At 44.5% G+C, this 17,036-nt stretch carries 14 protein-coding genes and 1 CRISPR repeat array; of the genes, 6 read left to right on the top strand and 8 right to left on the bottom strand.

The genetic code is table 11. The annotated features are described in order from the left end of the window. Positions 1-42 precede the first annotated feature (42 nt). Both cas7i and cas5 read left to right on the top strand, forming a co-directional pair. Positions 43-963 (top strand): type I-B CRISPR-associated protein Cas7/Cst2/DevR, encoded by a 921-nt coding sequence (gene cas7i / locus RH949_RS30660; protein ID WP_446358522.1) that lies wholly within the window; start codon positions 43-45, stop codon positions 961-963. After that, a complete protein-coding gene (gene cas5 / locus RH949_RS30655) occupies positions 960-1,592 on the top strand; it encodes a type I-MYXAN CRISPR-associated protein Cas5/Cmx5/DevS (protein ID WP_446358520.1) in 633 nt (210 codons plus the stop codon). The genes cas7i and cas5 overlap by 4 nt, the downstream gene beginning before the upstream one ends. 265 nt (positions 1,593-1,857) lie before the next feature. Continuing rightward, a CRISPR array of direct repeats spans positions 1,858-3,113; the repeat unit is 36 nt; unit sequence GTGCGATTACCTTTGATGCCGTAAGGCGTTGAGCAC. A 624-nt stretch (positions 3,114-3,737) separates the two neighbouring features. Here cas5 and RH949_RS30650 read toward each other — a convergent pair. From RH949_RS30650 to RH949_RS30625, 6 genes are all read right to left on the bottom strand, one after another. Continuing rightward, positions 3,738-4,304, bottom strand: coding sequence for a hypothetical protein (locus RH949_RS30650; RefSeq protein WP_446358518.1), 567 nt, complete (start codon positions 4,302-4,304; stop codon positions 3,738-3,740). 62 nt (positions 4,305-4,366) lie between these two features. Then, positions 4,367-5,059 (bottom strand): hypothetical protein, encoded by a 693-nt coding sequence (locus RH949_RS30645; RefSeq protein WP_006102131.1) that lies wholly within the window; start codon positions 5,057-5,059, stop codon positions 4,367-4,369. Positions 5,060-5,412: 353 nt separating this feature from the next. Then, positions 5,413-5,991 (bottom strand): PIN domain-containing protein, encoded by a 579-nt coding sequence (locus RH949_RS30640; protein ID WP_044208138.1) that lies wholly within the window; start codon positions 5,989-5,991, stop codon positions 5,413-5,415. Then, entirely contained in the window at positions 5,969-6,481 is a 513-nt protein-coding gene (locus RH949_RS30635; RefSeq protein WP_446358515.1) for a hypothetical protein, read from the bottom strand. The genes RH949_RS30640 and RH949_RS30635 overlap by 23 nt, the downstream gene beginning before the upstream one ends. A gap of 26 nt (positions 6,482-6,507) precedes the next feature. Then, complete coding sequence (locus RH949_RS30630) at positions 6,508-7,104, bottom strand: DUF4352 domain-containing protein (RefSeq protein ID WP_446358513.1); 597 nt, start codon at positions 7,102-7,104, stop codon at positions 6,508-6,510. Between the two features lie 277 nt (positions 7,105-7,381). Further along, on the bottom strand, positions 7,382-9,229 hold the full coding sequence (locus RH949_RS30625; protein ID WP_446358511.1) for an ABC transporter ATP-binding protein: 1,848 nt from the start codon (positions 9,227-9,229) through the stop codon (positions 7,382-7,384). A 624-nt stretch (positions 9,230-9,853) separates the two neighbouring features. Here RH949_RS30625 and RH949_RS30620 point away from each other — a divergent pair. Further along, entirely contained in the window at positions 9,854-10,174 is a 321-nt protein-coding gene (locus tag RH949_RS30620; RefSeq protein ID WP_446358509.1) for a hypothetical protein, read from the top strand. Positions 10,175-10,257: 83 nt separating this feature from the next. Here RH949_RS30620 and RH949_RS30615 read toward each other — a convergent pair whose 3' ends face one another. Beyond that, entirely contained in the window at positions 10,258-11,076 is an 819-nt protein-coding gene (locus RH949_RS30615; protein ID WP_446358507.1) for a pentapeptide repeat-containing protein, read from the bottom strand. A gap of 312 nt (positions 11,077-11,388) precedes the next feature. On the opposite strand from RH949_RS30615, the gene RH949_RS30610 reads away from it, so the two are divergent. Then, on the top strand, positions 11,389-11,568 hold the full coding sequence (locus RH949_RS30610; protein ID WP_446358505.1) for a hypothetical protein: 180 nt from the start codon (positions 11,389-11,391) through the stop codon (positions 11,566-11,568). On the opposite strand, the gene RH949_RS30605 is transcribed toward RH949_RS30610, so the two are convergent. After that, positions 11,546-11,761 carry a hypothetical protein gene (locus tag RH949_RS30605; RefSeq protein WP_006102179.1) on the bottom strand — a complete coding sequence of 72 codons (216 nt, stop codon included), beginning with the start codon at positions 11,759-11,761 and terminating at the stop codon, positions 11,546-11,548. The genes RH949_RS30610 and RH949_RS30605 overlap by 23 nt on opposite strands. A gap of 69 nt (positions 11,762-11,830) precedes the next feature. Between RH949_RS30605 and RH949_RS30600 the strand changes: the two genes are divergently transcribed. Both RH949_RS30600 and RH949_RS30595 read left to right on the top strand, forming a co-directional pair. After that, a complete protein-coding gene (locus RH949_RS30600; protein WP_446358503.1) occupies positions 11,831-14,377 on the top strand; it encodes an nSTAND1 domain-containing NTPase in 2,547 nt (848 codons plus the stop codon). A 50-nt stretch (positions 14,378-14,427) separates the two neighbouring features. Next, positions 14,428-16,773, top strand: coding sequence for a WD40 domain-containing protein (locus tag RH949_RS30595; protein ID WP_446358501.1), 2,346 nt, complete (start codon positions 14,428-14,430; stop codon positions 16,771-16,773). The last annotated feature ends 263 nt before the right edge of the window (positions 16,774-17,036 follow it).

Raw genomic sequence — 17,036 nt, 5'->3', positions numbered from 1 at the left:
AACCCCAAAGTAATCAATTATCAACCGTTTGGAGAACAAATCATGACGTTTCATTTATTTGGCAATATCTTAACCAGCTACGGCACCGCCGCCAATAACCGTGGCGAAAACGAAGGCAATATCACCACCCTCCAAAAACTCCTCTGGAAAGGAGAGGTTCACACCACCGTATCCGCTGAAGCCATCCGCTGGGCGCTACGATACTATTGGCAAACCGCTGGGAGTGACTATACCGTAAATCGCTGTTGGGATGATCAGAAAAATGATAATGTTTTACAGGGCAGTTTTGATGAAACCACCTACATTGATGATGATGTCCTCGGTTACATGAAAGCAGAAGGGGCGAAACAAGAATTTAGCGACGAAGAGAAAAAAGGGAAAGGCAAAAAAGCCAAAGGAACCAATCTGGCAAGGCGAGGAGTCTTAGAAGTCACTCGCGCCGTTTCCACGATTCCTTATGCGGGAGATATTACCTTTAATTCCGCCAGTGGACAAAAGGGGAGAACCTCTCTTTATGGCACAGAAGTTCACGCCACGCGCTATCAATATGGCTTTGCGTTAACCCCTAATCGATTGAAAGAGACATCTCGGATTATTCCAGTGTTAGACGGGTTAGTTTCCTTAGGAGAAGTCGCCGGAAACCACGCCCGTTTTCTCTATGATTTTTCGCCAGAAAGTTTAGTCTTGCGGTGGACACAGGATTTCTCGCCTCGGATTCTCTATTGTTTCCAGGAAGATGAAGAGGGGGAGATATCTCTGCCCAGTTTAATCCATCGTGTGGAAGTGGGAGACATTGAAGCAACCGAACTCTGGGTAGCGGGTGCAATTGCCAAAACCCCAGAAGGCGATCGCTTGGAGGAATTAGGTGCTAATGTGCTAGCGGGGACAAAAGTAGCAGTTTCGACGCTTAAACAACAGATTGCCAATGATTTACAGTTACCGCAATTGGAGGGAGTATCATGATTACCGCCCTCAAAGTTGAGGTTCCCATCGCCTGTTTCCGTGTCTCCCGCGCCAGGGAATACGCCCAAACCTACCCGGTTCCGCCTCCAGCAACGGTTTATGGTATGCTCTTATCCATGGTGGGAGAAATGGATCGATATCGGCATTGTGGGATTAAGTTAGCGATCGCACTATTAAATGAACCAGAAAAATCCACCATCCTCCGTACCTTTCGCCGATTCAAAAAGAAGCAAATCTTTGATCCCACCAATGCGCGTCCAGATTATCAAGAGTTACTCAGTGATATTCAGTTTATCGTCTGGGTAGCCTCAGGAAACGACAACGCCCAACCAAGATTATGCCAACGATTAACAGACGCGATCGCGAATCCAGAAACGGTGGATCGATTTGGTGGGTTAAGTTTGGGTGAAAGTCGGGATTTAGTCAATGGGATTAATTTGTTACCGGAAGACTATCGGGGTGAATCACTACGCTGGTTAGTGCAACAGGAGGATGGACTATTAACGTTACCCTATTGGGTGGATCATGTTGGTTCAAAAGGAACCCGTTGGCAACGATTTCAGTTACTTCCTCTGAGTGAATGGTGTCAACCGCCTGATAATGCGTGGATAGAGATTCGGGTAGAGTAATTTACAAGCATCTGTGTCTGTTGAGGTTTGGAAGGCTGGGGAATAGGGTGCAAATCCATACAGGGCTTGGGTTTGCGGCTCTTTTAAGGGAGAGGGAGATGCTTGCAAAATGCCGGGATTCCTTTCAGGATAAGGGTTACAGCGTTTTGATTTTTGTCAAAATTAGCCAAATTTGAGTCAATTTTGGCGTGAGGAGAGTGGAGTTGGGGAGATGCTTGCAAAACCGATTGGCAGCCATTATGATTTAAGGGTTCCCGCGATCGCGGTGCGATTACCTTTGATGCCGTAAGGCGTTGAGCACCCCTTCCACAAAAAAAGCCTTTTCTGTGTTCAGGAGTGCGATTACCTTTGATGCCGTAAGGCGTTGAGCACTTACTGGGATATCAAACGGATCGATCAGCCGCCTGTAGTGCGATTACCTTTGATGCCGTAAGGCGTTGAGCACCAGATTGTATTCTGCACACAACTCGTGGAATGCGTGTGCGATTACCTTTGATGCCGTAAGGCGTTGAGCACAACACAAGGATATAAGCCCAAAAACGGGGGTCTAAGGTGCGATTACCTTTGATGCCGTAAGGCGTTGAGCACAAAGGGGTGTCGCCGACTCCCTCCCTGTAATCCCAGGTGCGATTACCTTTGATGCCGTAAGGCGTTGAGCACTAGAAATAGTTGGGCGGGTGAGCCATCTAGGTTCACGTGCGATTACCTTTGATGCCGTAAGGCGTTGAGCACAGACAACTTCTGCGGATCTCGACCTAGTGTTTGGTGTGCGATTACCTTTGATGCCGTAAGGCGTTGAGCACATGTTGGCTGCTATGCAAAGGTCAGTTTTGCCCTCAAGTGCGATTACCTTTGATGCCGTAAGGCGTTGAGCACTTCTCATTCTACCATGAGAGTCGATATGAAACTTAAGTGCGATTACCTTTGATGCCGTAAGGCGTTGAGCACTTTCCGACCTAGCTCAGTGGAACTGGATTGGGAATAGTGCGATTACCTTTGATGCCGTAAGGCGTTGAGCACAAGTGCGATCGCCCGACAGTCGGCGACATTGGTTAGTGCGATTACCTTTGATGCCGTAAGGCGTTGAGCACAGTCGATTAACACAACGTCTGGCTCGAATTCCTTTGTGCGATTACCTTTGATGCCGTAAGGCGTTGAGCACTCCAAGGGCTGAGTGGTCGCCAGAAGAAAGAGATGTGCGATTACCTTTGATGCCGTAAGGCGTTGAGCACTGGCGGGCTAGGTTTCTCAAGGTTATGCCATTGGTGTGCGATTACCTTTGATGCCGTAAGGCGTTGAGCACTTGAGGCTGGAAAACACTTCGTAGAAGGGGAAATAGTGCGATTACCTTTGATGCCGTAAGGCGTTGAGCACCCACTATACTGCGGGGACGGGCGAGGCGGGTTATCTGAGTGCGATTACCTTTGATGCCGTAAGGCGTTGAGCACGAGTGGAAGAGAAGCTATAATTTGCTTTGATTCTGATGTGCGATTACCTTTGATGCCGTAAGGCGTTGAACACTTGGTTATTCGAGAAAGTTCCCCTTCTCCCGTGCAACAAAAGCGAAGCATCCTCTGTCCTCCCCCCTCTTGTAGGGGGGAACGAGGGGGGTAGGGGGGAACGAGGGGGGTAGGGGGGAACGCTGACAGGTGTAGGTTTTTTACTCTTAGGTGGGGACAAGACAAGGAGGACAAGGATGGAAAGAAGACAAGGGGGGAAAACCGTACAGCATTTTGTTCGGTCAAACTAACTTCTAAAAGCCGAAACGCCCTATTTTTCGTTAAAACTCTTCCTTTAAAACTCTTCCTTGTCTACGGTCGCTGAGCGAAGTCGAAGTGATGGTCTACCGGTCTTCCTTGTCTTACCTGAACCGCAATCTTAAAAAACCTACCCTTGTGAGAACGAGGGGGGTAGGGGGGAACGAGGGGGGTCGGGAGAAGGGGTTAGGGGATGAGGGTGAAATGCTTGCCAGTCGTGCTTTTCAGCTTAAGTTGACACCAATAACAGATGTGCGCCCTTCTCCAAGGTGCGATCTAATGTAAGTAAACAATCAAGCGGACATGGTGTAAGTTGGATTACTCTTCCAGAACCCTCCGCCTACGTTCCCAGGAATCAACCGACAAACTTGACATACATTCATTCACCTCAATTCCCCATAATCCTCCATTCTCTTTCCTTAAGTTCCGCTAATTTCTCCAACAAACTTTCGGCTAAATCAAATAACTTAAACTCATCCTCTTCATCACCCGAATCGCGGGTTATCTCTCCAACCGTAACCCCACCTGCCAAAATCGCGATCGCTTCATGCAGTTTATCCGATTCATCAGCAATACTCAAACAGCCTTCCAACCGGGCAATAATTTGAGCTAATCCCTCAGTTTCCATTTGCTGCTGCACTCGCATCGCTAACGGATGATCACTTTCTCGCGCCCAGACTGCGGCGGAATAATCACTCGCCAAAAAAGCACCAATAAATTCGACAATTGAGGTATCAATAAACGTTTCTTCCGATGCTAAAGTAACAGAATTCTCTACCGTTGTTTCATCATCATCCCATCTGTCTAACCAATCTCCCTCGATATCCTCAATATACAAATTCACAAAATCAAGTCCATGAGTCAGCCAATCCTGCTGCATTTTTCGGGATTTTTCCAGCGCTTCAGAAAAAGCGCCTAAGTCATCATGACTGTAATTTTGTTGTTTGGTGACCATAAGTTAGATAGGAAATTCCGTTTGTGCTAAAAAAATTCGGTCGTCATGACTAATCTGCCCAGTTAGGGAAATTGGAGATAACGCCCCAGGGGAAGAAAGTCACTGTTATGAAGTGTTATTGTTACTAACTGCTCCAAAAAATCGGGTTTTCCAGGGTTATAACTTAGAAAAAGTCCTCTATCGATTACCCACATTTGTAGCGTATTTTGCCAATTTTGATATTTTTTTTGAGAATAGTTATTACTCACGCTAGTCACCTGAAGGCAAAGTGGTTTTCTTTGACGATAACTAACAATCAAATCGGTTGCCATAGAAAAATCGGCGATATAGCGTCGCCAAACTGTACCCCCTCGACTCTCTATAGTTTGAACAATGGACTTAAGGATATCATCGTCCGTTTGACTAAATTCGCATGACATCAATTTTTGTTTCCAAATATAAAACTTTGGATCATTGCTATTTAGCCATAGGGGAAAAAGATAACCATACCAATATTGTTCCGTGGGCGTCATTTTCTCAAAAGCAGAGTCCTGCAATTCTGGAGAGGATAAGCCTTTAAGCTTAAGCCAAACGTCAGCATCTCGAATCACCTCTAACAAAAACGCCATGACAAATTTTTTGGCAGTAAGCGAACCTGGCTTGATGTCTTTTACCCAGCGATTGATCTCATCTAACCGTTTCGCTAAACAGGGTTCTATCGATGATGCTTTTTTCATTAGGGATTTGAGTTGATCCTTGATTTCTAGGGGATGCACATGATTGCTCTATTTGTCGATAACGGGATGATGGTTGAATTTATTATATCTCACTTCGTCCCAAGTCTCTACTCAATTAGCCATTAATTAAATTAACCTAAAGAAGCGCTGTATTGAGCAAAAATTGTACTTAGGATCAGGGCAGGTTTATTCACTGGGTAAGATCTCGCCGCAGCTAAGAGTAAAACCCGCCTCTACAAATCAACCTTTTGATTGAAGGGTGTGATGCAAGCGTTGATGGCGAAGACAGCGCCTACTACAAACGGCGCGATCGCACACAAGAAGGCGAGGATGGCAGCGAACCCTAGACGCCTTAAATTAGAACTAGCCAATACCTGGATCATTTCTGTTGCTTATTCAGATTGCTGGGACTGTAGCCAATTGAGCAATACTTGAGTGCTACTAAAATAATTGGTAATCCCCACATTTCGCAAGGCGGCTTGAACTTCGGGTGTACCAAAGTCCCGTTCATTACTACTCAAAAATACTTGAGTTTCCGTCGGGTATAACCGAGCCTGATGTAGAATACAGTGAAGAATCAGATTATCTGTATAATCTTGATCAATTAAAGAAATAGTTAAACCATCTTGGATTATGGGCGACGTTAAATCAATGAGTTCGGCTTTCCCAGATATCTGGTTAATCGCTTGAAACAGACGCATTTTTACCTCTGACAGTAACGCCCTGTTTTCTTGACGGGATTGATCTAAATATAATAGTAATCGTTGAGCATGGGATGAGGTTTGATCACGCCGTACTTGACTAATTTGTAAGTTTAACTCATTTTCAAAGCGTCTGCGATACTTTAGCTCCTTTTCCAAGGCTGATAATGCTTCCATCACGCAAATACTTGGCAGGACGAATTGTACCGATGGTAAGCTACTCTCTAACAGAGTATTGGCTTGCGGATCACGCCCAGTACAAATACTCATCAAAAAATTGGTCTCCAAGTAAAGTATCACCCGCAATCTCCACGTCACTTTTGGTGCTTCCATCTTCTAGCTGCTGCAACAAACCAATAGCAGCTAAATCGTTAGTTGCTGGCGGTGTGACGGATTTCCAGTGATAAGCTAAGTCTCGCAGCCAAGACTCAATTAACGCTTCTAGATAATCTCCATCAATGGTTTGATTGTCGCAGCTTGGATCATAGTAGTTTACTATATTTGTTGTTTTTAGGGAACAGATCGCCTCAGACCAATTGACGCCATCCCATTGAACAATTTGAATCGTTTCGGGGTCAACTAGCATCGCGAATGGAACGACGGTTTGTGTGGCTTTTAGGTAGGAGGTAAATTGAGAGAGGGTAAGCTTAACCACACGGCTACCTCTGACATCAGCAACTAGAACAACTCGTCCCTGTTTGTCTAAGGCAATTACATCAGCAGAGATTTGATGGCGGAATATCGGATTGGCGGTTTCCATAGGGTTGATTGGTGATGGGTGATTGGTTATAGTTTAACAACAATGGGTTGACAATCTAATCCCTTGGCGGCTGTTAATTTTTCTTCACACTCAATCGGATTCGGCTGAAATAACAGTTTCAAATTGGTCGTATCTTCGGGAACTTCAAACACAAGCTGTCCCTGTCGTTGATCGCCGGGACTAATTTCACCTGTCGGCGTCTCAATATCCTCCAATGCACTGGCTAAAAGCGCCACTTCATAAGTATTATTGTTGCTATCGATAACTTCAAAGGAAACCACGGAAAAGGTTTGTGGTTGTTGTCCTTGATTAACAATTGTTGTATCGACTACTACCCACTGATTTCCTTTATTGGGTTGAATCACGCCTTTTCCGGGATGTACCCTGGTGCTGTTAACAGTAAATTGGAGATTGAGATTGTTTTGGCTGATGGAAATGACCTCACCGAGAGAATGGGTTGGTGCTGAAATGGGCTTGGTTGCAGGAGATTCAGTCGTTTCCCCAGACGTGCGATCGCGACTTTCAATCGTCTCAGGGTTTTGTTCTGATGGAGAACATCCTAGGGCTAAAGTGAGGAGGGTAATCGACGCGATCGCACCGATTCTTTTTATTGTTTTATACATACTTAGCCATCCTTGTCAAGACAAGCAAGAAAAATAAACGTGATAAATTGACTAACATTTGGGCAAATCAAACGAATCTAGGCAACAATTTGGTTGATAAGCGATAGCCATGGGCAAGAAACTGGTAGAAGGCAGGAGGTAAAAGTTATATATTATTGTAGGGGCGGGTTTAGCCGTTTAATTGATGGGTATACCGATAACTTATCAACAAAACCCGCCCTCTTGTCGTTTCGATTTGAGACAAATGACAAATGACAAATGACAAATGACGAATCTCCTAACTTCCCAACATCTGCAACTTATACAAAGCCGCATACAAACCATTCTGTTGCAACAGGTGTTCATGAGAACCAGATTCAACCAACTCACCCCGCTTAAGCACCAAAATTCGGTCTACATTGCGGATGGTTGAGAGACGGTGGGCGATAATAATCGCCGTGCGTTTTTCCAATAAATGATCAAGGGCTTGTTGAATCAACGCTTCGGTTCCCACATCTAAACTCGCCGTCGCTTCATCTAACACCAGAATTTGTGGATCACGAATTGCCGCCCGCGCAAATGCTAATAACTGCTTTTGACCCCCAGAAAGGTTGGTTCCCCTCTCCCGAAGTTGAGTATCGTAACCTTGAGGAAGTTGTTCAATAAATTGTGCCACATTTGTGGCTTCCGCCGCCGCTTTAACTTCTTCAATCGAGTAGTCTTCGCCCAAGGTAATATTACTTTTAACATCCCCAGCAAACAAAAACCCCTCTTGCAAAATAACCGCCATCTGACGCCGTAATTCAGCTTGGGGCAAATCCCGAATATCAACCCCATCCACTAAAATGCGTCCCTTTGTCGCTTCATAGAGGCGACACAGCAAGCGAATAATCGAACTCTTTCCCGCCCCCGTGGGACCGACTAACGCCACTTTTTCTCCGGGGCGAATGGTAAAGTTTAAATCCTTGAGAACATAGTCATCATCTTTATAAGCAAACCAGACATGTTCAAAGCGAATTTCACCTCGATGCGCCGCTATTTCTCTCTTACCATTTGTTCTCTGCTGTTCTGAAATTAACGCCGCATGAGATAACTCTGGATCACGAATTTCAATCGGCTCATGCATAATATCACTCACCCGTTCAAGTGCCGTGAATCCAGCTTGGAACATGGTAAACTTGTCCGCAAACTGACGCAAAGGATTAAATAAACGCTGGGCATAAAGAATAAAAGCAGATAAGACACCAAAACTGAGATTATCTCGCAGAATTAACCAGCCTCCTAACCATAATACCGCCGCGATCGCAACCAAAGAAATCCACTCTAATGTGGCAGATACAGCAGAATCGTGAAAAATGGTTTTATCAACTTCCGCGACATAGCGCTGGTTCACCGCCCGAAACATCTCAGCATTCACTTGTTCCCGGCGAAATAGTTGGACAATATTAATCCCAGCGATATTTTCTTGCAACATTGAGTTGAGTGTGGAGAGTTCTTCTCTAGCTGTATAATTCGCTTTCCGATATTGCCGCTGGAAGTAGACAATTAACCCGGTAACTGGAAATAACATTAATATCAAAATTAGCGCCAGTTGCCATTGTAGGGAAAACATGAAAATGGCAATAACCAGCATTGAGAAAATGTCATTGAGAATGCCAATGGCACCACTGGAAAAGACTAATCCTAATGCTTCCACATCACTGGTGATCCGGGTAATCAGTTTTCCCACCGGAGTTCGGTCAAAAAATCGCACCGCCAGGGAGGTAATATGGTCAAATAAATCATTGCGAATCCCGGCGGTAATTTGCTGACCTAATTTTTCTTCCAGGAATTTCTGGAAAATGCTACAGGATAATCGGATAATGATACTCAGTAATAACAGAGTCGCCAGGATATTGATGCCTTCGGATAAAGAACGATTATCCAGAAACCACCACGTTTCTTCTTGACGAATCAAGGAAACCGCTTGACCAATAATTAAGGGTTGAATCGCACCTAGAATGGATACGGGAATGAGTAAAATAATCGCTGTGATCAGTAAGCGTTTTTTAGTCAGCGCGTAAGGAACCAATCTCCGGAAAAGTCGCCAATCCGTTTCCCCGCGTCGGTTAACGCCTCTAGATGTTGGTGATGATGCCTTAGTCATAGTAAACCCTGGTTTGTAAAAGTCATACAGTCATAAATTCATACATTCGTAGGGGCGAAGAAACCTTCGCGCCCATATTTTTCGGTTCTACGGCTAAATTTTCGCCGCGAACGCTTCGCCCAGTAAAATTCTAAATTTTCGTCACCAAGGCTTTTTCTATAATAGGATTCTGTTTCCACAATTGGAAATCGTTCTCCCGATAGATACGCCGGAAAATGCGGCTGAAAATACGTCCAATATATCATTCTAAATTAAACTATTCAGATAACTTCATACTCATTCCTGATAAAGGATTGACAAAACCCGAACATTGACAGTCAGAGGATTGTTAACTGTTCAAGGTGTGGGTACGGGGAACCGTCTTCTAGCATACAGGTTAACCTATCTGGGCAGATTCTGGAGGAGTTCGTCGTGGCGCTGTCTTCGCCTTAAAGTCAGACACTGACTACAAACGCTGAAGTCAGCAACATTCTCGGTAGGTGTGTCAACCCGCCTCGACAAGCGCCGGATGTATTTCTTTCCAAGATAACGGATCGAGATACACCCGTACAGTGGAGTCAATTTAGCAATTTAGAGGTAAAATTGAGATAAAATTATCCAGTATTAGAAGCAGGAGAAACAAGAATGGCTCAATCAAAATCCAATCCTACAGTACATCGTCGAGGCAGAGTATTTTCTGAGATTCAATGGTCTCCGGAAAAAATAGCCCATTGGAAATCTGAAAAGGAAGAATTGTATCAGCGTTGTCAATTAATTTTTGACCGATTAAAGCCGGAACTCTTTAGTAAGTATAACAATGGGTATGTCGTGATTGAGCCAAATAGTGAAACCTATATTATAGACTTCAATGAGATTACACTCCTGCAAAAGGTGCTTCAAACTTATCCTCACACCCAAACCTTTATGTTTAAGGTGAATAAAACTGGAGTATTCGGCACAATATGATTGAGGGGGAATTTGGAGATAATGAGGAGTTGATTTTTCCAATCGAGATCATTGCGGCTGAAGGATTATATTCTTCAGTCTGATTACTCATGAATTCTGCCATCGGGTAAAATAGCTCCCGATAAAATAGCTCCCGTTAATTTAACCAACAATCGGTCGCCTGTTCCCACTTTAGCGCCCCGCAAATCCGCACCACTCAAATCCGCACCACTTAAATCTGCACCAATTAAATTCGCATCCCGTAAATTTGCCTGAACTAAACAGGCTTGAAATAAGTTAGCGCGAAACAGATTTGCTCCTTCTAAATTCGCGCCACTGAGATTCACCTTATGTAAAAAAGCATCCGTCAGGTTAGCTTGACTGAGATTGGCATTACTAAGATTACGTCCAGATAGGTCTTTTTCTTTCAGATCAACCCCCTGAAAATTAGCGCCACTGAGATCAGGCTGCGATCGCGGGCGCTGGGATTGCTTAGGTTCTCTGGGTTGGTAGTAGTTCCTGGATGAGGAAGGCGGTTGCTGCGGTTCTCTGGGTTGGTAGTAGTTCCTGGAGGAGGAGGGCGGTTGCTGCGGTTCTCTGGATTGATAGTAACGCCGCGATTGAGTGGGTTCTCGTCGGGGCGATTTAGCACGGTAATAATAGGTATTGGAAGCAGGTTTGGGCGGCGGTGAGGATGGAGGTTTGGGGGTTTTGGGTTTTTGCGATCGCAGTTCGTCTCGCGCTTGGTTAATTTCCTTGAGTTTGGCTTCAGCTTTCTGACGCAAGCGCTGATTGTCCTCGGGGACGCGATCCGGGTGCCAAATAAATGCCAAGTCTTTGTAAGCTTGGTTCACGTCTTCTAGGGAGGCTCCGGGTTCTAGTCCCAGTATTCTGTAGTAGTGGTCTAAATTGTTAGATGACATTGCCGTTTAGCGCCTGTTGAGCCGTTAGCACGAGGTTGGAGAACAGATCCGAGTGAATGCGCTACGCCAAACTTAGGTAAATCTAGTGGCGTGGCACAGCTCATAGGTGGACTAGGAAATTAGCGGAAAGCCTTAATCAGTAAAGATTGTAGCATTTTTCTAAAGTCACAATTTGTAATCTTAGGTATATGGACAATATACTCAATGCGTGCTTATATTAACCTCAAAATTAGTGACAGTTGACCGAACTCAACCCAGTTCCTATGGCGTTACAGTCTTGGGTTCGGCGGTGAGAATTATCGTGCCATTGGCATGTCTATACCAGCCTTGCGCTTCGACAATTCTTTTGGGTTCGTTATCGGTTGGGCGTTGGTTATCACGGCTGACCCGATCCGATTCTATCGGATCAGTGGCTTCAGCCTCGACGTCAATACGCCAATCTTCCCAAATGGCATGGGCATTGAGGATTTCATGGGGTGGAGTCGGCGATAATCATCAAGTTCCCCGCCTCCCCTAAGCCAAAACTGTCCACACTCACTTGCGCCCGATCGCGAATCTGTAAGGCTCCCGTTTCAATTGTCAAGTTTCCCGCCATGCCATTCCCTGTACTTGTCGTGAACAAGCCATTGGGATGCCGAGTATTATCGGAGGTTCCAATCAGTTGTACATCTTGGGAAGCATTCACCGTTAAATTTCCCCCATTGCCAGAACCAATGAACTCACTACAATAAATAAATGATGTAGGAGTGAATACTTGAACGATTTTACTCTAGCCAATCAGGAGTCTTTAGATGAATTAGCCTGGGCGATGGAAGCCTGTCAGGGACAGTTTTGCCTGATGTTGGCGCGTTGTAACTATGGATATTTGCAACAACGCCTGATCCAGCAACTGCAAGATGAATGCACCTTCGACATCCGACTTATTCACCTGAAGCCAGACGACAAAACCCTATTTAGCACCGTGCGATCGCAACTAGGACAGGAGATACCTTCTGCCCTTATGGTATCTGGCTTTGCCGCTTTAGACAATGTGGATGACATGTTCGCGGCGATGAATCAGGTGCGGGAAGAGTTTCGCAAGAATTTTCCCTTTCCTTTCATCCTATGGATGAATGATCGGGTTTATATTCGACTGCTGAGAGTTGCGCCAGATTTCGAGAGTTGGGCAACAACAACCGCCTTTGCAATACCAACGGATGAGTTAGTTAATGCTCTCCAGCAGGCTGTCACATCTCTATTTACCAAAGCCTTAGCTGTAAATTCCCCTCAATCTTTATATAAGTTAGCCAACGTTTTAGACCTAGGTTGCTTAACTCGTTCAGAATTCGAGGTATCCTTAAAAGAGTTATCTCAGCGGGAACTAGAGTTAACCCCCCAGTTTGCCGCAGATTTAGCATTTCTACGAGGAATAAATGCGGGGGATAGTCCAGAAGCCTTAGATTATTTACAGAAAAGTTTAGAATTTTGGCAACAACAAACCCATGTAGGGGCGGGTTTTACCGATAACCCTTCGCCTCAAACCGATAATCTAAATCAACCAACCCTTATTGAAGAACCCGGAGAAACGATTAACCCTCAATTAAAAGTCGGGTTAGTATTATTTCACATTGGACTCTACCACTATTACGCCGTTGATCGAACAAAACACCGCGAACTAAATTGGCAACCCGCCAAGATTCCTTTACAGCAAACTTTGGACATTTTTGAACAAGAAAACCGCCCCGATTTAGTGGCAAAATCCATTACCCAACTTGAACGAGTCTTGCAACGGATGCAATCATGGGATGAATTAGAACAAGTGGCACAAAAGGCGTTATCCTTGCATCAACGGTATAGCAGTACCAGTAGATTAGCCCAAGATTATAGTTTTTTAGCCGAAGTCGCCTTACAGCAACAGCGTTGGGAAGATAGTCGCAAAGCCGCACAACAAGCCGAGGATATTTTAGCCCAACTCCCGGAACAGAATCGATGGTTTCAGGGATTAAACTTGCTATTTTTAGCCCAAGCGGAACGACAATTGGGCAATAAACAAGACGCGATCGCGCATTTGGTGCAAGCCAGAGATTTAGGCGATCGAGGACATCCTTTAGTATATATCCGAATTCTCGTAGAATTGCGCGACCTTTATTTTGAAGAAAAGCATTATTTAGCAGCATTTGCCACAAAGCAACTGCGGCGTTCTATTGAACAACAATATAGTATTTGCGCCTTTATTGGTGCGGGAAGACTACAACCACACCGACAAGAAGCGTCAGCCAAAACCGATAATCAAGAAACAGTTGCGCCGGAAATTATCGCATCAGGGCGACAGCGGGATTTAGAGCGGTTATTAGAGCGGATTGGACGGAATGACTGTAAGCTAATCGTAATTCATGGATTATCAGGCGTGGGCAAAAGTTCCCTCGTAAATGCGGGATTAATGCCAGCCTTAAAACACAGAGTTATTGGTATTCAAAATAATTTGCCTCTTTTAATCCGAGTTTATACCAATTGGGTAGAGGAATTGAACAAGCAGTTGGTAACGGATTTCGTAACGGATGAGTTAGAGGAGGAAAAAACGACAAATAATCCTATAGGGGCGGGTTTAGACGATAGCGTTTCTAGAAAACCACAAATCTCTAAACAAAACCCGCCCGATTCTTCTGTAGGGGCGGGTTTAGGAGATAACCTTTCCAGAAAACCACAAACCTCTCAACAAAACCCGCCCTCACCTTCTCAGGATGTAGACAATAACTTTTCCAGAAAAACACCAACCTCGCCACAAACCCCGCATTACGCCAAAATCCTGGAACAGTTACGGAAAAATGAACAGCACAATATCAGGACAGTGCTAATTTTTGACCAGTTTGAAGAATTCTTCTTTGTTTATCCCAATTTAGCGCAACGGCGACCATTTTGGGACTTTTTAGGAGACTGTCTGAATATTTTATCAGTTAAAGTAATTCTATCGCTGCGGGAGGATTACCTGCATTATCTACTAGAGTGTAATCGCCTCGATAGCATGAGTGTCATTGGTCATGATATTTTAGGCAAGAATGTACTGTATGGATTAGGGAATTTTTCACCCGCCGATGCCCGATCAATTATAGAAGATTTAACCACGCGATCGCGCTTTTACCTAGAACCTGCCTTAATTGATGAATTGGTCAAGGATTTAGCGGGTCAAACGGGGGAAATATTACCCATTGAATTACAGATTGTGGGGGCGCAACTGCAAGCGGAAAATATTAAAACTTTGGCTGACTATCGAGAGGTAGGAACGAAGGAGGAATTAGTCAAGCACTATAGCAATCCTAAATAGGATGCAACAAGTAGACGGCTTGAAATCAAGGTATAGCAAGGGTTTCAGTTTTGAAAATTGCCACAATCAATTTAGGATTGCTATATGTCGAAGCTGTGATTGAGGATTGTGGTATTGAGAATCGACAAGCAGCGGAATTGGCGCTGTATTTACTGACGGATGAAAAGGGAACTCGTCCGCTAAAGACTCGCGCTGAATTAGAACGGGATTTAAAGGAGTTAGTTGATGAGTTAACGGCAAACGCGAGTAAATTAGATTTGGCACTCAAGATTTTTGTTGAATCGGGATTAGTGTTTCTATTACCAGAGATTCCGGCGGATCGCTATCAATTAGTTCATGATTATTTAGCCGCATTTATTCGTCAGCAGCAACAACTAGGATTGTTGGTGGAATTGGCAGAAGCCAGGGAGAAGCAGAAGTTAACCGAAGCCCAATTAAGGCAAGCCCTAAAAGAGAAAGAAACGGCATTACACAAAGAACAGGAGGAACGCAAGCGGGTAGAAATTACTGAAATTGAAGCACTCAGTACCCTATCTAAAGCTCTATTTTTGTCTCATGACCACCTAGGAGCTTTAGTTGTTAGTATCAAGGCATGCAGAAAATTACGAAATATACAAGTGCCATCTATAATCCAGACTCGGGTGTTGTGTAGACTATGGGAGATAGTCTACTCTATAAAAGAACGTAATCGCTTTCATGGACATAGCGGTGGAGTTTTAAGTGTTAGCTTTAGTCCTGACAACCAGACAATTGCCTCAGCTAGCTTTGATGGTACTGTGAGACTCTGGCGTCTAGATGGCACTTTAGTCAAAACCTTTCAGGGACATAGTGATGGGGTTAATAGCGTTAGCTTTAGTCCTGATGGTCAAACAATTGCTGCCTCTAATCGTAACGGAACAGTGCAACTCTGGCGTCTAGACGGCACTCTAATACAAACCATTCAAGCACATAGCAATTGGATTAATAGTGTTAGTTTTAGCCCTGATGGTCAGATAATTGCCTCAGGTAGTGGTGATGGAACAGTGAAACTTTGGCATTTAGATGGAACTTTAGCACAAACCTTTGAGGGACATAGCAATAGGGTTAGTAGTGTTAGTTTTAGTCCTGATGGTCAGATAATTGCCTCCGCTAGCTTTGATGGCAGAGTAAAACTTTGGCATTTAGATGGAACTTTAGCACAAATCTTGAATGGTCATAGTGGTAGGGTCTACAGTATCAGCTTTAGTTCCGATGGTCAGACAATCGCTTCAGGCAGTGGTGATGTCACAGTAAAACTCTGGCGTTTAGACGGTACAATTGTCCAAAATTTTGAGGGACATAACGGAGGAATTTATAGTGTCAGTTTTAGCTCTAATGGTCAGATGATTGCCTCGGCTAGCTTTGATGGTACTGTGAAACTATGGAGTTTAGATAGTACCGTCATCCAAACTTTTGAGGGGCATAACGGGGGAATTTATAGTGTCAGCTTTAGCCCTAATGGTCAGATGATTGCCTCCACGAGTTTTGATGGTAAAGCCGCAAAACTCTGGCGTACAGATGGTACACTTATCAAAAACTTTGAAGGACATAGCAATTGGGTCAGTAGTGTTAGCTTCAGTCCTGATAGTCAAATGCTTGCTTCAGCTAGTCATGATGGCACAGTCAAACTCTGGGGAACAGATGGTACAGAACTAAAAACTTTTCAAGGACATAGCGGTGGCATCACCAGTGTCAGTTTTAACCCGGATGGTCAAACACTCGCCTCAGCAAGCAGTAAAGGTACGGTAAAACTTTGGCATATAGATGGCACAGAATTGCGAACGTTTCAAGGGCATAGTCATTGGGTTAGTCGTATCAGTTTTAGTCCTGATGGTCAGATACTTGCCTCCGCTAGCCGTGATAGTACAGTGAAGCTTTGGCGTCTAGATGGTACACTTGTTTGTACCTTAAAGGGGAATGGCAACTGGATTAACAGTGTTAGCTTTAGCCCGGATGGTCAAACACTTGCCTGTGCTATTGGTGATGGTACCGTAAAACTTTGGTGTATAGATGGCACAGAATTGCGAACCTTGCAAGGACATGGCAATTGGGTCAATAGTGTTAGCTTCAGTCCTGATGGTCAGACACTTGCTTCAGCCAGTGGTGATGGCACAGTGAAACTTTGGCGTGTAGATGGTACAGAGTTGCAAACATTTCAAGGACATAGCAATTGGGTTTATGATGTCAGTTTCAGTCCTGATGGTCAAAAACTTGCCTCTGCTAGCCGTGACGGTACAGTAAAGGTCGTAGCATGGAATTTAAATTTGGACGAGTTGCTATGGCGCGGTTGTAATTGGCTGCGAGACTATCTCAAGACTAACCCAAATGTGAGTGAGAGCGATCGCAAACTCTGTGAGGGTATTGAGAAAAGTCGTTAAGTTACCCTCTTTTTGCCACGGCGATTGAAATCGCTGCTACACAAACATAGGCAAAGCCTTCCCGAAGGGTAGGCCGCCTACGCGGACTAGGTTATAACGGGGGTAGGGACACCCGGATTTAGTATGAAACTAAAGTCTAAGACGACTGGATAAAAATTTTAGTCCATTTTAATGGACTTGGGCTATTAGCCTGGAGTTTGAACTCCAGGCTGGTTTCCGGGTCTACTCATTTAATATAAAAAAGCTAAATTAGACAATTAGCG

This window comes from Coleofasciculus sp. A1-SPW-01 (assembly GCF_040217205.1).
GTDB lineage: Bacteria > Cyanobacteriota > Cyanobacteriia > Cyanobacteriales > Coleofasciculaceae > Coleofasciculus > Coleofasciculus chthonoplastes_A.
Note: the sequence above shows the minus strand (reverse complement) of the source record. Positions and strands in the feature narration are given on the sequence as shown.